12 protein-coding genes are annotated in these 19337 nt (G+C 34.9%); 1 reads left to right on the top strand and 11 read right to left on the bottom strand.

Going from position 1 to position 19337, the window contains the following annotated elements; translation table 11 throughout:
* Positions 1-41 precede the first annotated feature (41 nt).
* Positions 42-1004 carry a leucine-rich repeat domain-containing protein gene (locus AC1RRQ_RS13235; protein ID WP_493023509.1) on the top strand — a complete coding sequence of 321 codons (963 nt, stop codon included), beginning with the start codon at positions 42-44 and terminating at the stop codon, positions 1002-1004.
* 115 nt (positions 1005-1119) lie between these two features.
* On the opposite strand, the gene AC1RRQ_RS13230 is transcribed toward AC1RRQ_RS13235, so the two are convergent.
* The 11 genes from AC1RRQ_RS13230 to AC1RRQ_RS13180 all read right to left on the bottom strand — a co-directional run bounded on the left by AC1RRQ_RS13230 (position 1120) and on the right by AC1RRQ_RS13180 (position 19305).
* The gene (locus AC1RRQ_RS13230; protein WP_493023508.1) at positions 1120-2316 is read right to left on the bottom strand and encodes an MFS transporter; all 1197 of its coding nucleotides are present in this window, start codon (positions 2314-2316) and stop codon (positions 1120-1122) included.
* 62 nt (positions 2317-2378) lie between these two features.
* A complete protein-coding gene (locus AC1RRQ_RS13225; RefSeq protein WP_493023507.1) occupies positions 2379-2960 on the bottom strand; it encodes a TetR/AcrR family transcriptional regulator in 582 nt (193 codons plus the stop codon).
* A gap of 375 nt (positions 2961-3335) precedes the next feature.
* A complete protein-coding gene (locus AC1RRQ_RS13220) occupies positions 3336-5369 on the bottom strand; it encodes a protein-disulfide reductase DsbD family protein (protein WP_493023506.1) in 2034 nt (677 codons plus the stop codon).
* 145 nt (positions 5370-5514) lie between these two features.
* A complete protein-coding gene (locus AC1RRQ_RS13215) occupies positions 5515-8334 on the bottom strand; it encodes a M16 family metallopeptidase (protein ID WP_493023505.1) in 2820 nt (939 codons plus the stop codon).
* A 12-nt stretch (positions 8335-8346) separates the two neighbouring features.
* On the bottom strand, positions 8347-9729 hold the full coding sequence (locus tag AC1RRQ_RS13210) for a TlpA family protein disulfide reductase (protein ID WP_493023504.1): 1383 nt from the start codon (positions 9727-9729) through the stop codon (positions 8347-8349).
* Between the two features lie 29 nt (positions 9730-9758).
* The gene (locus tag AC1RRQ_RS13205; RefSeq protein ID WP_493023503.1) at positions 9759-11234 is read right to left on the bottom strand and encodes a retropepsin-like aspartic protease; all 1476 of its coding nucleotides are present in this window, start codon (positions 11232-11234) and stop codon (positions 9759-9761) included.
* Between the two features lie 5 nt (positions 11235-11239).
* A complete protein-coding gene (locus AC1RRQ_RS13200) occupies positions 11240-12109 on the bottom strand; it encodes a thioredoxin family protein (protein ID WP_493023502.1) in 870 nt (289 codons plus the stop codon).
* Positions 12110-12184: 75 nt separating this feature from the next.
* Positions 12185-13660 carry a PKD-like family lipoprotein gene (locus AC1RRQ_RS13195; RefSeq protein WP_493023501.1) on the bottom strand — a complete coding sequence of 492 codons (1476 nt, stop codon included), beginning with the start codon at positions 13658-13660 and terminating at the stop codon, positions 12185-12187.
* Positions 13661-13690: 30 nt separating this feature from the next.
* The gene (locus AC1RRQ_RS13190) at positions 13691-14461 is read right to left on the bottom strand and encodes a DUF4843 domain-containing protein (RefSeq protein WP_493023500.1); all 771 of its coding nucleotides are present in this window, start codon (positions 14459-14461) and stop codon (positions 13691-13693) included.
* 15 nt (positions 14462-14476) lie between these two features.
* The gene (locus AC1RRQ_RS13185; protein ID WP_493023499.1) at positions 14477-15928 is read right to left on the bottom strand and encodes a RagB/SusD family nutrient uptake outer membrane protein; all 1452 of its coding nucleotides are present in this window, start codon (positions 15926-15928) and stop codon (positions 14477-14479) included.
* A gap of 5 nt (positions 15929-15933) precedes the next feature.
* On the bottom strand, positions 15934-19305 hold the full coding sequence (locus AC1RRQ_RS13180; RefSeq protein WP_493023498.1) for a SusC/RagA family TonB-linked outer membrane protein: 3372 nt from the start codon (positions 19303-19305) through the stop codon (positions 15934-15936).
* Between the last annotated feature and the right edge of the window lie 32 nt (positions 19306-19337).

Here is a 19337-nt window from a genome sequence, read left to right as displayed (position 1 = left end):
ATACTTTTGGGAAAATACTTATTAATATTAAACCATAAACTATGAAAAAAATTTTAATGTTAGCCCTTGCGCTAAACCTTGCTGCGTGCTCAAATGACAACAGCGAATCGACTTCTACTGAATTTTCAAAAGAGAAAGAAAGTACTTTTAATCCTGATCCTACTCCATCAGATTATGCAAAAGCTAAGTATGCGAGTTTCATCGAAAATCAAAAAGAATTAGCCGACAACGGAACTAAAAAAACAGCAGCAGTCTGGGTTAACACTTATGTTCCAAATGCTAATTTTAGAGCCAGATTAATTAGTATTGGTGCTGGTCAGGAAGATGCAAATCCTAATGACAACAATATTGATATTGATAAATCACGCGGTGGTTTATTTTTAGACAATGCCGGTATAGCTGATCTTACAGGAATTCAAGCTTTTACTTCTTTAGTACAATTAATTGTAAGCAACAATCAATTGACAACTTTAAATGTATCTGCCTTGACTAACTTAACCTGGATTGAATGCCAAAATAATCAATTGGCTACTTTAAATTTAAGTGCAAATACAAAATTGTATCAGGTATGGTGTCAAAATAATGGAATGACAAGTTTGGTTCTTCCTGCTTCTACTACTACACTTTGGGGAGTTTGGTGTTACGGAAACCAATTGGCGACTTTAAACTTAAACGGGAATAATAAAATTACCGATTTATTCTGCCAGACTAATCTTTTGACAACATTGACTTTGGCTCCGTTAACAGAATTGAAACAAACAAATGTTTCTGCTAATAAATGGACTTCATTAAACTACGATGCAAATTCAAAACTTACAATGTTATGGATTACTAATTGCTCGTTATTAACAGATATCAGCATAAAAAATGGCAATAATGCTGCGATTACAAACCAAAGTTTCCAGTCGAACATAAAAGCTCCTAAAATACACGTTGATGCTGCTTTCCTGCCAAATGCTAACACCTTATGGCCAAACAAAGGAACTTCAACTTATATATTGTAAATTGTAATATAGTGAAGGTAGATTGTAAATGGGGAAACAGAAAACCTGAAACTTAAAATACAAGATGCAATAAGTAAAATCTCCAGTTTTAGACTGGAGATTTTTTTTATATAAATTAGGCGTTATGTTTTAAGCGGTATTTATTAAAAACGATAAAAACAATCCCTACAATTACGAGTAAAGAAACGTTGGCCAATCCTAATAAAAACTGACTTTTAACGGCGTATATATTCACAAAACTATAACTTAAAAGAGCGCTGACCATATAAGCTCCTCCGCCTGTTAATCCGCTGGCAACTCCGGCATTTTTTGAAAATCGGCTTAAACAATACCCCAGAACAATATTATAGATAAAACCACCGCAGATATTTAATCCCATCGTAAAGGCGACCAAAGTGTAAATATTACTTTCTAAAGAAGCTGTAAAAATCATCAGCAAAACCAAAATAAGCTGAATGATTATGGCTGTTCCAACTTTTTTTGCCAAAGGTTTTTTGATAAGAGATTTTGCTGTAATACCGCCAACCATAACGGACAATCCGGATAATAAAGCGCTGTAACCTGTTGTTATGGCCGAATAACCAAAAATGCGTTCTATTATAAACGGACTTGATAAATTGAACATGATCACGATTGCAAAAGTGATTCCCAAGATTACGAATCCTAACGTAAAGTCAGCAGATTTGAGCATATTCGAATAGGTTTCAATAATCGATTTTAATTTAAACGGATGGGTTTCTTTTATTGTTTCTCCGCTATAGCGAAGTTCTAAAAGCAGAATTAGAAATGATAACAACCCTAGGAAATAAAAGTTGGATTTCCATCCAAAACTATGCTCTAAATAACCTCCTAAAAATGGCGCTATAATGGGAGCACTTGCCCAAATGATAGAAAATAAACTAATGTAACTTTTTAATTTATCGCCTTTAAATAAATCTACAAAATAAGCTCGTTTTGCAATTACAATAAAAGCAATCGCGATTCCCTGAACAACACGCATGGCATATATGACGTAAATATCCGGAACAAGCGCGATAACAAAACTGGCCAATGAAAATACGGCAAGTGAAGCAATATTAATTTTAAATCGGCCGAAACTGTCTAATATACTGCCTATAAAAATCTGGCTTACGCCGAGGCTGAACATAAAAAACACTAATGTAAGCTGTACAGCCGATGCTGAAACATGTAAATCTTTTGCCATTGCGGGAAGCGACGGCAGGTAAACATCGGTTGCAAAACCGGATAACGGAATTAAGGCCAAAGCCAATATGGTACTGAATCCTTTATGATCCTCTTTTAAATTTCTCATTCTTTTTAAATTAATTAGTACAAAATAGACCAATCGGTCTAAAATAGTTTAAAAAAAATATGTTACATAACATATCTTTCAAATTCGTCTTTAATGCTTTCTAAAACAATTTTTATCTGGTCGTCGTTATCGAAAACTTTTCTATATAAAATAGCTCCTTCAATCATGGCAAATGTTTTAATGCTAAAATGTTCAGGATTAATTTCAGCTCTTAATTCTTTATTGGCGATTCCTTCTTCTGCTAAATCAAAAAAACGTTTCTGAGCAGTTCGAATGGCTTTTTTAACCTGTTCTTTTATTACCGGATTGGTATCATCTGATTCTACTCCGAAATTTAAAATAGGGCAGCCGTCCGTCATATTTTCTTTATTTCCGTAAACATCCAATACATTATGTAATTTCTCTTTAGCTGATTTTCCTTGTGCTAAAGCATTGTTGAGTTTACCTGCAAGCTGTGATCTTAAATAGAAAAACGATTCAATGCAGATTTCTTCTTTGCTTTCGAAATTACCATAAATACCGCCTTTTGCCAGTTTTGTGGCTTCCATAATATCGGAAAGAGAAGTTCCGGCCATTCCTTTTTTATTGATAATGGGAGCCGATTTCTCTATAATAAACTGTTTGGTTCTTTCTGCTTTGCTCATAATCACTTCATTTGAAAGTGCAAATATAGACCGATCGGTCTTAATTTACAAGCTTTTTTAAATTTATTTCAATAATCCCTTAAAAATCAATATATCACGAGGGATAAACTTAGAAATTTTTATAAATAACAAACCCGACAGTTCCGATCCCAATTGGATCTGTAGAGAGGCACAGCAGTGCGTCTACACAACGTATATCGACATGCCTTTTACCTTGTTTTTTTTAATCTTTGTGGATATATCGGGCGTAGACGCACTGCTGTGCGTCTCTACTATTTTCGTTGTCGATAATCATTGCTGATATGCTGGACGCAACAAACCCGACAGGTTTTAAAAACCTGTCGCGTTTACGATCATAAATTTTATACTATATAATTATTTAAAATTTGAAATTCCTTCTTTCAGCCAATTGAAATAAGTTTCAATATCCGGATTATAGGCTGAAGGTTCATTTAAAGATTCTCCCGCTTTGTTTATTAAAACATAAAACGGCTGTGCATTTGTTTTATACGTAATGGTTTGAAATTCGCTCCACTTCTGCCCAATGTATTTAATTTTCTTTCCGGTTAACTGTGATGTTGTCTGCTCATTTTGAGGTAATTCCCTTTTATCATCAACAAATAAGGATATTAGCACCACATCATTTTTAAGCATTTCTTGTACTTTTTTATCAGACCAGACATTGTCTTCCATTTTACGGCAGTTTACGCAGGCATGTCCGGTAAAATCAAGCATTACCGGTTTTCCTTCCTTTTTGGCAAAAGCCATTCCTTTGTCATAATCTGTAAAAGCGATTATTTTATGCGGACCGTATTCTGCTCCTTCGGGAAGGTTTTCTGCAGTTTTATTTGATTGAGGATTATCTCCAAATCCGTTTGGGATTTCACTGTAATTTAATGGCGGCGGAAAACCGCTTATCATTTTTAGAGGTGCGCCCCAAATTCCGGGAATCAAATAAATCGTAAAAGACAAAACCAAAACTCCCAAACCTAATCTCCCTACGCTTATATGCGACGACGGACTGTCATGCGGTAATTGAATTTTTCCGAATAAATAAAGTGTCTGCGTGGCAAAAATGGCAATCCAAATGGCTAAAAAAGTTTCTCTTTCGAGCCAGTGTAATTGTAAAACCAAATCGGCATTAGATAAAAATTTGAATGCCAAAGCCATTTCTAAAAAACCTAAAAATACTTTTACCGAGTTTAACCAGCCTCCTGATTTTGGCAGTGAATTTAACCAGCCCGGAAATGCGGCAAACAAAGTAAAGGGTAAGGCTAAAGCCAAAGAAAATCCAAACATCCCGATGAAAGGTGCTAATCCGCCTCGTGAAGCGGCTTCGACTAATAAAGTTCCCACAATTGGCCCCGTACAAGAAAAAGAAACAATGGCCAGTGCAAGCGCCATAAATAAAATGCCGATAATACCGCCTTTATCTACCTGATTGTCTACTTTATTGGCCAAAGAATTGGGAAGCATGATTTCGAATGCGCCCAAAAACGAAAAGGCAAAAACCATCAATAAAATAAAGAAGACTAAATTAAACCAAACATTGGTTGAAAGCGCATTTAGAGAATCGGCACCAAAAGCCCAGGTGACAACGGCACCTAGAAAAATATAAATGGTAATGATAAAGATTCCGTAAAAAATGGCTTTTCTAATTCCCTGCGATTTTGTTTTGCTTTGTTTGGTAAAGAAACTTACCGTCATGGGAATCATCGGGAAAACACAAGGCGTTAACAGCGCTGCAAAACCAGAGAAAAAAGAAAGAATAAAAATCGTCCACAAACTATCTAAGTTTTGTTTGGGAAGTTTATTTTTTGGTGCTTTTTTAAGATTCGGCAATTTTTCTATTGGTAAAATTCCAGCTTCTTCAATCTCTTTTCCGTTTGATGAATCAACCTTGATAAGGGCTGCAGGAACTTCGGTTTGCTTTTCTTCAGCGATTTTTTTTTGCGTTGGATTTACGGTAAAATTGAGTTCGTCATAAGTTGGCGGCAAACAATTTTCGTCGTTGCAAACCATAAACTCAACTTCTGCTTTTATAGAAAAAGGTTTTTGGGCAATGGCTTTTATACGCTGTTTAAATGTGGTTTCTTTTTCAAAAAACTTAATCGACATTTTAAAAACAGGATCGTCTATCGTTTTTCCTTTTTCTTCTTTTACATCTCCAAGCAATTGAAAATCAGAATTTTTAAGAAATGAAAAATGAGTTGGACTCGGACCTCCGTCGGCTACATTCTGGCTGTATAAATGCCAGCCGTTTTCGATATTGGCTTTTATCTGTAATTCATATTCTGTTTCTGAAATTTTTTCTACGCTGGTTTTCCATTTTATTGGATTATAGATCTGAGCCTTTGCCATTATGGAACACAATAGCAAAACGCTGACAAAAAATACATTCTTGTTCATGGGTGAAATTTTAAAAAAAAGAGGGTTGAATATGACAAAAAACAACCCTCTGTAATTCCGCTATAAAAAATTACAATGCTTACTAATTCAAAATAATCTACAGCGAAAACAATTAAACTCTATAATTTAAAAAAATGGATGAACTCTATAATAAAGGTTTAAAAACTACTTCGTAAGTATCTGCCTGATTTAAAAAGCTGCTGGCAAAATCCTGAATATCTTTTGGTGTTACCGCATTTATGATATTTTCATAATTCTTAGGATCGTCCATATTGTAGTTTTCTCTAAAATAGTTGTAGATTAAATTCATGCTGTAACTATTAAAATTCTTGCTGTCGGCTCTGGATTTTATGTAGTTTGTTCTCGTTTTGTCTAAATCCTCCAGAGCTACTTTTCCTTTTCTAATGTTTTCGATTTCTTCGTAAACAATAGGCAGTAACTGCTCTACTCTATTGGCATCGCAGTCAAATGAAATTTTCAACTGCACTTTTGGAGTTGGATACTGAATCGCACCGCATTGTACCTGCGCACCATAAGTTCCTCCTTCTTTTTCACGCAGACTCTCTGTATATCTTAAAGTTAAAATATCACCTAAAAAAGAAGCCAGAATTTTATTTTTTTGAGAGTAAGGAAAGTCTTTAATGAAATTAACTTTTACGCTGCTTTTTGGTGTTTCCATTTTAATAAAAATATCTTTATCAATTTTGTTGGAAATCCATTTAGGCTGGTTGTCTTTGTATTTTTCTTTACGCTTAATTCCGTCGATGCTTGCAATATATTTTTCTAATAATGGTTTTAGCACTTCCGGAGTTACATCGCCTACGATATTAAATTCAAAATTAGAAACATCGGCAAATCGATCTTCGTATATCTCTTTCATTTTATCAAAAGACAAATCGTCTATAAACTGTTGGTTAATAGGACGCAGTCTCGGGTTATCTTTTCCGTAAACCGCTGCCGTTAAACTATCTTCCATTTTAGAGTTGATGTCTTTTTCTTTGTTTTTTAGATAATTCTGCAGTTTTTGTTTCAATAAAGAAAACTGATCCTGATCGAATCTTGGTTTTTGAAAACGAAGGTGAACCAGCTGCATCATCGTTTCTATATCTTTTACATTTGCTGATGCCGAAACAATCTCAGACATACCGGTAACCGATACGCCGCAATTGGCGATTTTTCCTTTCAGCATTTTTTCTAAATCAGTATCTGAAAATGAACTTACACCCGACATTAAAGCTAAATCTGTACAGCGAACGGCAGAAGGAACATCTTTTGGTTCGTATAATGAAATACCGCCATAACTCTCTGCCTGTAAACTCACTGATTTTTTATTTTTATCAGCAAATTTATAATGCACTACAACGCCATTGCTTAATTTGTAAGTTGTTGCGTTGATTTCTTTTGTTACTTTTTCAGATACAATTTTACCCGGTTTTACGTCAGTGCCGTCCATAAGGGATTTAGCCACAAATGTATCTACGTAAGGCTGTAATGATGTATCGTTTTCTGCTTTATTAATGATATCAAATGCCATTTCCTGAGTCAGGTTTTCTTCGCCTTCAACTCCTGTTACGGCTACAACTCTGTTTTGTTTTGTATATAAGCTGTTTATTTGTTCCTGAAGCATTTTAGAATCGATCTTTTTCAAGATGTCTTTTGTCATTTCAAATTCTGCAACAGGATCTGCAATTATTTCATGGTTTAGGTAATCGTCTTTTACCATTCCAATTACCTGTTTATGCGAAATCTCATTTATTTTCTCTAAATAGTTTTCATAACCAGATATGGTTTCGGTAACGGCTCTTTCTATTTCTCCTGCCGAGAAACCAAACTTATAGGCCCTAACCAGTTCGTTCATTACCAGCGTAAAAGATTCGGCTTGTTTTCCTGGTTTTGGCGCCGCACTTACAACAAATATGTCGTTAAGTCGGGAATATTTTTGATACCCAACCTGTGCTCCTTTAAACGGACATTCTTGTTTTTGAGCCATTTCGGATAAGCGATTGTTTAGAATTCCGAAAGCAATGCTGCGCTGTGTTGATTTTTCTAATTCAGCATAAGTTCCGGTTGGTTTTTCTGAAATATGACGAATCATATACGTAATGCTCGAAGTTGAAATTTCTTTATCCAAAGCCAGTTTAAAAGTCGCTTCTTCTCTTTCGGGAATTGCAATTTCAAAACGTTTTTTAGGATTTTGAGGCGCCGGAATATCAGCAAAAAGTTTTTTGATTTTTGCTTCAATTTCGTCTGAGTTTATATCGCCAACAATTGCGATTGCCTGCAGATCCGGACGGTACCAATCTTTATAAAAATCTTTTAAAACCTGATATTTAAAGTTTTTAACGATTTCCATATCGCCTATCGGAGTGCGTTCTGCATACAAAGAGTTATTGTAATAATAAGGCGATAACTGATTATAAATTCTGGCTCTTGCATTTTGTCTGGTACGCCATTCCTCTGTAATTACACCGCGTTCTGCATCAATTTCTTCATTGGTTAACGACAAAAAGTTAGACCAGTCGTGCAAAACCAATAAACAGGTATCTACCACACCGCTGTCTTTTGACGGAATATTATCCAGATTATAAACGGTTTCGTCTGTGCTGGTATATGCATTTATGTTTTTCCCGAAAACAGCTCCTTGTTTTTGAAGGGTATTTAAAATTCCTTTTCCTTCAAAATGTTTGGTTCCGTTAAAAGCCATGTGTTCCAGAAAATGCGCCAGACCTTTTTGCTGATCATTTTCTAAAATTGAACCTACGTTTTGAATAATATAATAACTGGCCGTATTTTTATTTACCGTTGTTGGATAAATATAATACGTCATTCCGTTTGGCAGTACGCCTTTTTTTATTTTTTGATTGACTGCTATTGGGTCATTTGCCTTGAAATTTTGGGCATACGAAAAAACGTTAATCCCAATTACAAGCAGAAAAGCCAGTGCCGTTTTTTGTTTCTTAAACATTATTATTACAATTTAAACTTTTAATAATTTATCCAATTGAGCTCTCAATTCTGGATTTGATGGACGTAAGGCATCGGCATTGATTATATTTCCTTTTGTATCAAATAACAAGAATCTCGGGATTGCATTTACATCGTAATTCTTCGCAACATCAGAACCAAAATCTTTATCAGCCATTAACTGAATTCCTTTTAACTGCTCTTTTTTAACGAAGTCTTTCCATTTTTGTGCGTCTTTTGGTTTATCCAAAGAAAGGCTTACAAATACAATGTTTTTTCCGTGATAATCTTCTTCGATTTTTTTCATGTGAGGAATTTCAGCTTTGCAAGGTCCGCACCAAGTTGCCCATAAATCGATGTAGACAAATTTACCTTTAAAATCAGAGAATGAAACTGGTTTGTCGTCAATATCTTTATATGTAAAATCTAATCCTTTCTGTCCTACGTTTTTATGCAGTACTTTTTCATAATCTAATATAAACACTTTACTCGCATCAGAGATTAAATACGGTTTTACAATTGGTGCAATTTTTTCGTATTCTTCGATTTTCATGCGTGAGGCCGCAATGGCATCACGTAAAAAAGCATCTTTTAAAGCCGGGTCTGTAATATGAGTTATAGATTCTGTCATATCTAAACGTTTTACCGGAGCATCGCTGCTAAAACTTACATAAAAGAAATAATTTGACATTAAAGAAACCCCATTTGCCAGTTTTAACAAATCTGGATCTGTAAACTTTTTATCTGTCTGCCATGTTTTTATAACCGCCGGGCGATCGTCTTTTTCCGGCTGTATGGTTCTTGGCATTCTAAAAAAAGTATACGTTAGTTCTTCAACATCTGTTGCAACTGCTAGTTTTAATAATTTATTAAATGCTGCGTCTTTCGTTTTAATACTTTTTACAAATGCATCGGCTTTTGCCAGACCTCCATCCAGCCAAGGATAAAAATCTAAATAGGTTTCATTGCCTCCAAGTCTTGTAAAAACCGAAAAAGCATTGTAAATCTCATTTGCTTTTTGAACCAAAGCGTTCTGTCCGACATTTTTTCCACTCAAAACATAATTGTCTTTAGCAATGTTTAGTTCGATATCTAACTTAGGTTCCAGATACAAACGAATCAATTGATTTCTGCCTTTAAATTGTCCATAATCTATATAATAAAATCCGGGAGCAGCGATTGGCAGCATAAAACCAAATTCTCCCAAACTATTTACTTTTGTGGTTGCGGCTGATACAGGTTTTCCGTCCTCGACATTATAGATCGTGATTTCTTTAATTTTATTTTCAGGAATTGAAAGTTTACCTCGAATTACGGCATATTCAGAAATGCCCGAAGCAAAACCAGACTGAACCATAAAAATGGCCATTACAAGATAAAAGGTTAGTTTTTTCATAAAGTATATTTTTTGTTTTTAGTTAATTTTTAAAGTGATAACTGCATCGACTGATTATTCTGTTCAATAATAAAATCTTTGGTTTCTTTTAAAGCTTTTAGTTTTTTAATGTTTTCGGGATTGCGCAGATCCGCTGTTTCAAAATCGTTAATCTGAGTTATTCTTGCGCCTGGTTTAATCTTTTTAAGTTCTTCGTTTTCAGTATCCATGATTTTCTTTATGACCAAATTTTGCTTTTCATCAAAATCCAATTCCAATCCCGAGAGATAAAAAGAAGCCATTTTTTTGAAATTCGTATTCGGCTCTAAATACATGGTTTTGTGCAATAAATCGATCGTAAAATTGAAACGTTTTATTAAATCGATTCCGAGTGAACCATCGGCGGAAGCCCAATTTTTATTTTCTTCCTGATATTCCTGAAGTGCTACGGTTATATTTGGAAAATTATTTCCGTTAATACCAACATTTGGAATGGCACCGCCAACAATTTTGGTTTGTTTTCCTAAACTGTAATTAACAGATGTGTACTCTGTTTTTAAACTGGCTTCGAGATTATTTTTATGATTAAAAGGTCCGTAAGCAATTAAATCGTAACCTGCGCCGGTATCGAAAGTAAAACTGCCTTCGACTGTTTTTTTATCTTCAAATGTCAGATTTACTTTTACTACCGGAAGACCTGATTTATAATCAAAAACTAAAGGTTTTGCTTTTCCCCAATAATTAAAATTTCCAAAATTGTACAAATCAATAGTCATCGTATCGAAATTGACAGAAGTAATATAATTGCGTAACAAATTGGCACCAAAAAGACCATCGTAAACACCGTGTTTTGGAAAAATGACCAAACCTTGATTTTTTAAAACCTGATCTCCCAAATAAATAGTATTATCTGCCGAATACTGAACTTGCTGGCTTCCGCCCACTACAGATGCCGATTTGGTTTTTGTTACCACAACGCCCGCTTTGTAGGCGCTGTCCGGGTTTAAAGCCATTCCGTCTGCGCCAGTATCAAAAAGCATTAAAAACTCGCGGCTGGCGTTGTTTAATTTAATTTTGACGGCAATTCCGTTTTCTATAATTTGAAATGGAATACTTGCCACTTCTTTTACAACTGCATTGCGGTCGACTTTGTATAAAGAATCAAAAAATGTGACGTATAAAATTTTGTTTTCAGTATTAAAAACGATTTGAGAATGTTTCTTTTCCTTTCCTCTAAAACAAAAATCAACTAAAACATATATCTCATTTTTCATTTCTACAGATTTTATAGTCTGAATTGAATCCAAAACCGGAAAAGCATTAAAAATACTATTCAAATAAAATTCATTGGAAGACGAGTCTCCAACGCCGACATTAAATTGCGGCGCCAGGAGATTTTTTATGCTGTTGTAATCTTTGTTTTGAAATGATTTTTCAAATGTTTTTAATACTTCGGGAATAGTGCTTTTTTGAGCCTTTATTCCCAAGCCGATAAACAGCATCGACAGCATCAATACTTTTTTCATATTGCTTATTTTTGTGCTGTATTGGGTTTAACTACCACTTTTTCTACTCCAAAATCTTTTAACAAAATATCTTCGTATTTCGTCCATTCTTCTGGTGTATAGAACTCTTTTGAATTGTCTAATAGTTTTTTGAAAGAAGCTAAATCGTTCGCTTTTTCAAACTCTTTTCTCTTATGCTGTAAAATGGAAAATATGTGATTTGAAACGCTTGCTTTTCCGTAATCTTTGGCCAATTGTTTACTGCTGGCAAGAAAAAGATCGTCGTATTGTTTGCCTACTCTTAGTCCTGTAATGATTACGAAAGGAATTTCGTCTGTTACTGGTTTAGATTTTAAATAAGCATCTAGCACCTCAAAAGATACATTTCTTTTACCGTTCATGTAAGCTTGCACATAAAAGTCAGGATAGTCTTTTTCGTTAATTTGTGTGCTGTATTTTTTGAAGTTTCCTTTTTTGGCTGCTTCTTTTGCGTTTTGAAGCAAGACCGTAAATTGACCTGCATTTTGAAAACCTCCCGAAATGTCAATTATTTTTCCATCAGAATTCAGCAATAAAAAAGTGGGGAAACCGGTTACGCCATATTTCATGCACAGTTTTTTACCCATTTCTTCTTTTAGAATATCTGATTTAAAAGTGACAAAGTCTGAAGCTAAAACCGAAGCCACTTTAGGATCCGGGAAAACTTCTTTATCCATTTGTGCACAAGGCATACAGCCTGTAAAATAAAGGTCTACAAAAATTAGCTTATGCTCTTTTGCAGCTTGTTTTTTAACCCGTTCCCAGCTTTCATCCGTAGATGCTGTCTGTGCATTTAAAGCAATAGAAGTCCAGGCAAGCAGCAAAAATGCACTTGCAGTTTTAAAAATGAGTTTCATAAAATGTGATTTTTTTTATAAGCCGAATGAATGTTTAATATTCATTCGGCTTTTTTAAATTTTAAAGTTTTTTAGTTATCTCGGTCTATAAGCAACATCAACAATTTTACATAAACCTGTATAGGTATTATTTAAAACTAAATCGCCATTTACAGGAGGTACCGTAAACAGTTCCAGTGTTCCGGCAGTTCCGTTGTAACTTCCTACTATTAGCTTTTTAGCGAAGGTTTTTGATCTTGAATTAAAATCCAGATATGTAATTTCTTCTGTTCCTTTATCGAGCATTAATTTTGCTGACTGCGTTCCGTTATCGTATTCGTATAATTTTCCTCCAACAGAATAGAATAAATACCCGGAGTCCGGGCTTACAGCAAATTTTACGGCTTTGTCAAAATCTGGTGCGTTTAAGATTTCCTTGTAATACGTCTGCGTTAACGCTTTATTAAATCGCAGCAGGTAAAACTTGCCGGTGGTTACATTTTTTAAAACCGCAAAATTCTCGTAATTATTAAACGACGAAGTTGTCATATATACTAAATCGCAGTTGGTGTTGTTCCAGTCTAAAACAGTTGGAGAACCTGTAAGCGGAGGCATAATTGAACAATTTCCTTTATAGAGATTATATCTCACAAAACGTCGTGAATCTCTGTCGTAAAAAACCGGCGGTCCAAATGCTCCTTGATTTTCTGCTATAAAAGGTGCGGCATAAAAAGGTTTTGTTTCTGTATCGAGTATGTTTTGAGGCAGGCCGTATTTTACCTGACCAGCTTTATAATAAGAGTAAATATTTCCTTTACTGTAAATTATATTTTCGCCGGCTGAATTCGACTTCATAAAATCGACCCCAAAGTTTGTATCAAAACTTCCGCCAACTGTTTCGTACGCAATATTTTGCGACTGTGTCCAAGCAAATGAATCCGGATCGATTCTGGCTGTTCCTGTTTCTGTAGAAGTTACATAAATTCCGTAAGCAGTTGAAGTAGCAAGTGCTGATCCAAAACACTCAACATCTACCGCTTTTCCGCCTAATTTTAAAGTCGAACCGGCGGCATCTAAAACGTCATTTATAATACGCGGCGCGGCAATACCTGGAATAATAGAAACCATATCTAATCTTGGTTTTCCATTTGCTTCGCCAATAACAAGCCATCCTTCGTAAATTGCCGAAACTACATTAAGCGTAAAAGGTTTTTGCTGCCATGTAACTCCGGTAACGGAATCTTTGATAAAATAATATACTAAATATTTTGCAGGAGGCAGTTTTATTAAACCATCGATATCTTTGGTGGTCGAAATGGTGTTTTTGGTATTGTTTACCGCAACCCATTCAAACGTATATCGGTTTGGATCACTTCCATCATCTTTAGTAGGATTTAAAGCGGGGCTTAATTTAAAATACTCTCCTGTATAAATCGTATAGTTTTCTTCAATTCCTGTTACATGAAGCTCGTTTATATCTGTATAATTATAATTGCCTTCGTCGCTGACACAACTGTAAACTAATGTTAGTAATAGTATCAGGGCAAACTTTGTTGGTATCTTTTTAAACATTTTTTTAAATTTTTATATTAAAATGAATGATTAAGGAAATGACATTTCTGTACCGTCATCTTCATAGACTGTATTTCCTGATTTTTTTTGATCGGCTAAGTAGCGCTGCATAAAGTTTTGATAATAGGTAACATCAGGAATAGATAAGCCCGGTGCGCCCAGTTTTTGAGCAAACATTGCAGGATCTAAATTCATTAAGTCGCACATTAGAAAGAATTTTTTGGCTGTAAAAACACCTAAATACGGCACATACCAACCTGCAGGCTGTGTTAATTTGTCATCAAATGTTAGTTTATAACGAATGAAACTCATCGTTTTTTGTGTTAAAATATTGATGACTTTTGTTTTCATTTTGGTTGTAAAAAACTCATTTTCTTCGAGATTTAAAACCAAGGTAAAAGCATTCTTTTTCATGTCCGGAGCTCTAAAAACAGTAACCTCTATCGTATCTACTTCTTTTCCGGCATGCATTACAATATTTTCCGGCAAAGAAAAATGAGTTCCTTCAACAGCTGTACTTGAAGGATCAATAGTTAGTTTTACTTTTCTGTCGACATCGCTTAGTCTTCCCTGTACTCTAATTGGAATTTTAAAAATTCTTCCTGTTATGGCCGGATTGTCTAAGCCAAAACTAAATCCGGTGCTGTCTATTAAAGGCGCACTTATATTATTAGGCGGAAACATGGCATTAGAAAAATAAATGTTGTCTGTATCCTGGTAAGCTTCGATTTCTTCTTTATCGCATGATGTAAGTCCTAAAATGGATAAGAAGATTATACTTAAAATCAATATCTTTTTCATCTCTGTTTTTTTAGGTTATTGAAAATTAATTTCAGAATCCGGCATTGGCACTACATATTGCAGCGCTGTCATGGTTAGGTTTCCAGATGCGGCGGCGCCATTAGGAATGGTGGCTGAATTAATTCTTTTGTAATAGTAAAACAATTGCCCTTCGCCTATAAATTCTTTTTTGTATTCTTTGGTTACTTCTGCTGTTAAATTTGCCGTAGGAGCCAAATTGGTCAAACCACGATTAAAACGCAGGGTATTTAAAAAAGGAATTCCATCTGCCGGAACGGCTGCACTTTCGGCTGCGATAAGATAAATTTCTGATAATTTAAACATCGGAATCTGAAAACGGAATAACATCGACTTTTCCGGTACGTCTTCATATTTAAAAAATGTTTTTTGTGTTTTTCCTCCCACGATTGGAATTTTCCAGCTTGGCAGGCTTCTGTAATCATTATCGTTAGATTCAAAAACAGCATTGATACGGGTTAGTAAAGGAGCATAAATAACATCGTCGCCCAGACTCGAATCAAATAAATCTTTTTGTTTGGTATATAAAGTATAGTCGCTTAAGGCAAAGAAATTTTCTGATGAAAAAATACGATCCGGATTTGCCGAATTTGTTGCCTCTAAAAATGGTGTCCACGGAAAAAATGAATTTGATTTTGTAAAAGCAATTATTTCGTTTGCAACCGCAGAAGCACCAATTTTGTTTCCTGAATATAAAAGAACACGCGCCTTTAAAGCTTTTACAGCTATATAATTCATTCTGTTTACTCTATTTGAATAATAATAATAATACGGATTACCACCAAAGGCATTTGTAGTTCCGTATTTTCCTATTGTAAGAATTGGATCGTAGGCTAACAATTTTAAAGACCAATCAAGATCAGCAAGTATTTTTGTAATTACTTCATCAGCAGGCAAAATTGGATTATTTGTTGTTACAAATTGATCGTAATACGGTATTCCGGGATTTTTAGGCGCTGCTTTATAAATAGGCCCGTAAAGACGAAGCATATCAAAATGCAGCATGGCACGAATGGCAATGGCTTCACCTTTTAATAAATCTTCTTTTTCCTGAGAGACAACTCCGGAATGTTCTTCTATACTTTCTATAAATTTATTAACGGATAAAATAGTGGTAAAGGCCGTTTCCCAAATATCTAAAAATACTTTTTTTGGTGTTGCCTCGGCATACGCATAAGCTGCTATGGTGCCTTTTTTATGAGTAGAAATCATGTTGTATTGCTGGGCTAAGATCTCAACCGCATCCATCGTTAATTGTTTGCCATAAAGATTATTATTAGCCAATTGAAGATAAAGTCCGTTATGCACATTTTGCACTCCTTTTTCAGAACTATAAGTCTGTTCTTCTAAAATTTGGTCTTGCGGTACTACATCCAAAAAATCGCTGCAGCTTATGGTTGTAAGAGACACAAGAAAAAGAAATGTAATTTTATATAAATACTTTTTCATAATTATTAAAATGAAGCGTTTAAACTAAGTGAATAGATTCTCGAAAAAGGATATTCGATACCACGTTCTGCTTTAATCGTAGCCACACGAAAAAATTCGTTTGCCAGAACATTAAATCCTAAACCAACTAATCCTGTTTTCTTTAGCCAGGCTCTGTCTGTTACTCTATATCCTAAACGAATAGATTCTCCGGAGATATAGTCGTCTTTTTGAATAAAACGAGACGAGATTGGTGTATTATTGGTTAAACCAATTGCTTTAAATTGAGCCATCTGTCCTGGAGTTGTCCAGCGGTCTGTAAAGGCTCTGGCATCCTGATTATCGAAGATATTATCCTTCGAAATGTTTTCTACCTTATTGTATAAAGCGCTGTTAAATCTTTCGGCACCAAAACTATAACGTACAAATAATCCAAAACTAAAGCCTTTGTAAGTCAGGTTTGTAGAAATAACGCCTGTTGCGGTTTCTCTCGAATTTCCCATTACAACCTCATCTTTTTTATCTAAAGTAAAAGTAGACTGGCCGTTTTTCTTTAAGAAAATTTCTCTTCCGGTTGCAGGATCAATCCCTAAAGAAGGCACTGCCCAAAGATCGTTGCTGCTGGCTCCGTCATAATATCTCGTTAAACTGGTTGTTTTTTGAGCTGCTGTATTTAATGATGATAAAGCATTGTTGAAACCACCCAGTTTATTGTCGCCAGAGGCTCCCATTATGCCAACACCCCAGACAAAATTATCTTTAAGATCATAGATAAAATTGTAGTTTAATTTGAACTCGATTCCTTTAGTAGTAAGATATCCCACATTTAAAGGATAAGCATTTACTCCTGTCGAAGCGGCCAGGTCTATAGCGACAATTTGAGGAGAGGTCTTGCGCTGGTAAGCACCCAATGTTACGGTTAACCTATTGCGAAACATAGCTAAATCTAATCCTAAAGAAACGTCTCTTGTTTTTTGAGCTTCAAGATTTGGATTTGCTACCTGAGAAATAGCTAAACCAGGACCAAAAACATTCGTATTAATGTCATAAGAATACACATCATAAGAGGCATAACCAACCAGATTCTGGTTTCCGGTTTGACCGATATTGGCACGCAGTTTAAAAATGTTCACAATATCTTCGTTCATTTTGAATTCGTTATTTAAATTCCAGCCGATACCAGCACCCCAATAAGGAGAATATTTTTTGTTGGTTCCAAAATTGGTTGCGCCCGATATGGTCTGGGTAAAATCGAACAAAAATCTACGGTCGTAAGCATAGTTGATTTGGTTGGTTAAATCAACGCTTCGAATTAATTGGGTTCGAACTACAGGTTTTCCATTTGCTTCATATCCAAAAGCAAATGTTGGATTTCCGGGAACTCCAAGAGGAAATCCTCTTAAAGTGGTATTGTAAAAATTATTTCTTGTTTCTAAAGCCGATGCCCTAATGGTATAATTAACAGAGTGTACACTGGCAAAAACATTAGAATAAGTCGCTCCCAGGTTGGCATTCCATTTATTTGTTATGGCTTCGTTCTTGTTATAACTTCCTTTTTCTGTTGCAATATTCGTGATATAACGAGTATCATCCGGCGATACAAATACGGTTCCTATTGTGCTGTTTCTGGAAACAGATAAACCTGCGGTTGTTTTAATATGAGCATTTACATCGTAATTTATACCAAAGTTATTGGTAAAATTAAAATCGTTTGATTTATCATAACTTGGCAAAAAGACATTGTAAAGCGGATTAGCTGCCTGATTAACAAGAATCTTATCTTTTGTTAATGGCAATGATGAGCCGTCTAAATAACGTGTTATTTCGCCATATTCATTGTATTTTGGATAATACGGACTTGTTTTGGCCCAAGTTGCAAAAGAACCGTATTGCGATTCCTGATTATCACCTCCTGAAACAAAAAAGCTATTATTAATGCTGAATTTGTTTTTTCTGTAAGTCAGCGAAGCATTATATCCCCATGTATTGTGTTCAGAACCTTTCATTGTTCCAGTTAAGCTTTTGTAGTTTCCGGCGATATTAAATCTAAACTCATCTGATCCTCCTCCAAAAGACAAACTATGTCCAGAGGTAATTCCCATTTGAATGGGTTCGTTTAACCAATACGTATTTACGCCGCGTCGCACTGCTGCTAAACGGTTGTCATAAACCTGTTTTATAGAATACTCGTACGGAACATATCCGTTATAGTTATAAACTCCTGAAAGTCTTTCGAATTCGAGTTTTTGTTCTGAATTCATTAAGTTGTAAACGCTTAAATCTGCAACTTCAAACGAAGAATTGTAAACATAAGAAAACTGCAATTTTCCCGGAATTGGTTTATTGGTTTCGATAACCACAACGCCATTGGCAGAACGTGAACCATACAAAGCGGTTGAAGCGGCATCTTTTAATAAAGTGATACTGGCGATTCTGTTAATATCTAAATCGACAACCTGTTGTAAAGTAGTTGGAAATCCATCCAAAATAAACAACGGCTGATTAGGATCGTCTCTAAACTGGCTGTCTACCTGATTGGCAGTTAAACTCGTCTGCCCCCTTACCTCAATTGTAGGCAGTACATTTGGGTTAGAACCCATCAAATTATTATTTAAAACTATAAATGACGGATCTAAAGATTTTAATGCCTGAACCGCATTTTGAGTAGAGATTTGTCTTAATTCCTCTCCTTTAAAAGTGGTTACGGCACCAGTAATTAATTCTTTTTTACGTACTGTTACTCCGGTATTTATTACAACGCCTTCCAGTTGTTTTGTTTCTTCGGCAAGCGTAACGTTAATTACTTTTTTATTATTTACCGCTACGATTTCGGCTCTGTGGCCAATATATATAAACAGTAAAATACCGTCGTAAGGTGCTGTAATAGTATATTTTCCATCAAAATCAGTTTGTGCTGCGGCATTTGTTCCTTTAACTTTTACATTAACTCCCGGAATAGGTTCTTTTTTATTATTGGTAACAGTTCCTTTAATTTCGATCATTTTTGATTGAAATACGACCACTTTCTCTGCTGGAATTTCTTTTACCAAAATGGTATTTCCGTTCAAACTAAAGTTAAAATCTTTGCTGGGAAAACTGGCTTCTAATAAATCGTTTACTCTGATTTTTCCTTTTTTTAGATGTACTTTGGGTAATTTTTTAAATAAATCTTCCTGATAAATAAACGTGTAATTGGTTTGTTGTTTGATGATATCAAAAACTTCATCAACAGTTACTGTTTTATCAGCAGGAATTACAACTTTTACATTCTGAGAAAAAAGATTTGCGGGCGTAAAACCAAAAATAGCAGTGCAAAACAAGAAAATAAAAGTTCTCATAATGTTAATAATTAGTCTTTTTCTAAAATAGAAAAGAACGTCGGTTAATTTAAATTTCATAAATTTACATGTTAATTGGTTGGTCGGTTGTT

The sequence above is a fragment of the Flavobacterium sp. GW821-FHT12A05 genome, assembly GCF_058807735.1.
This window is presented reverse-complemented; position numbering and strand designations above follow the sequence as displayed.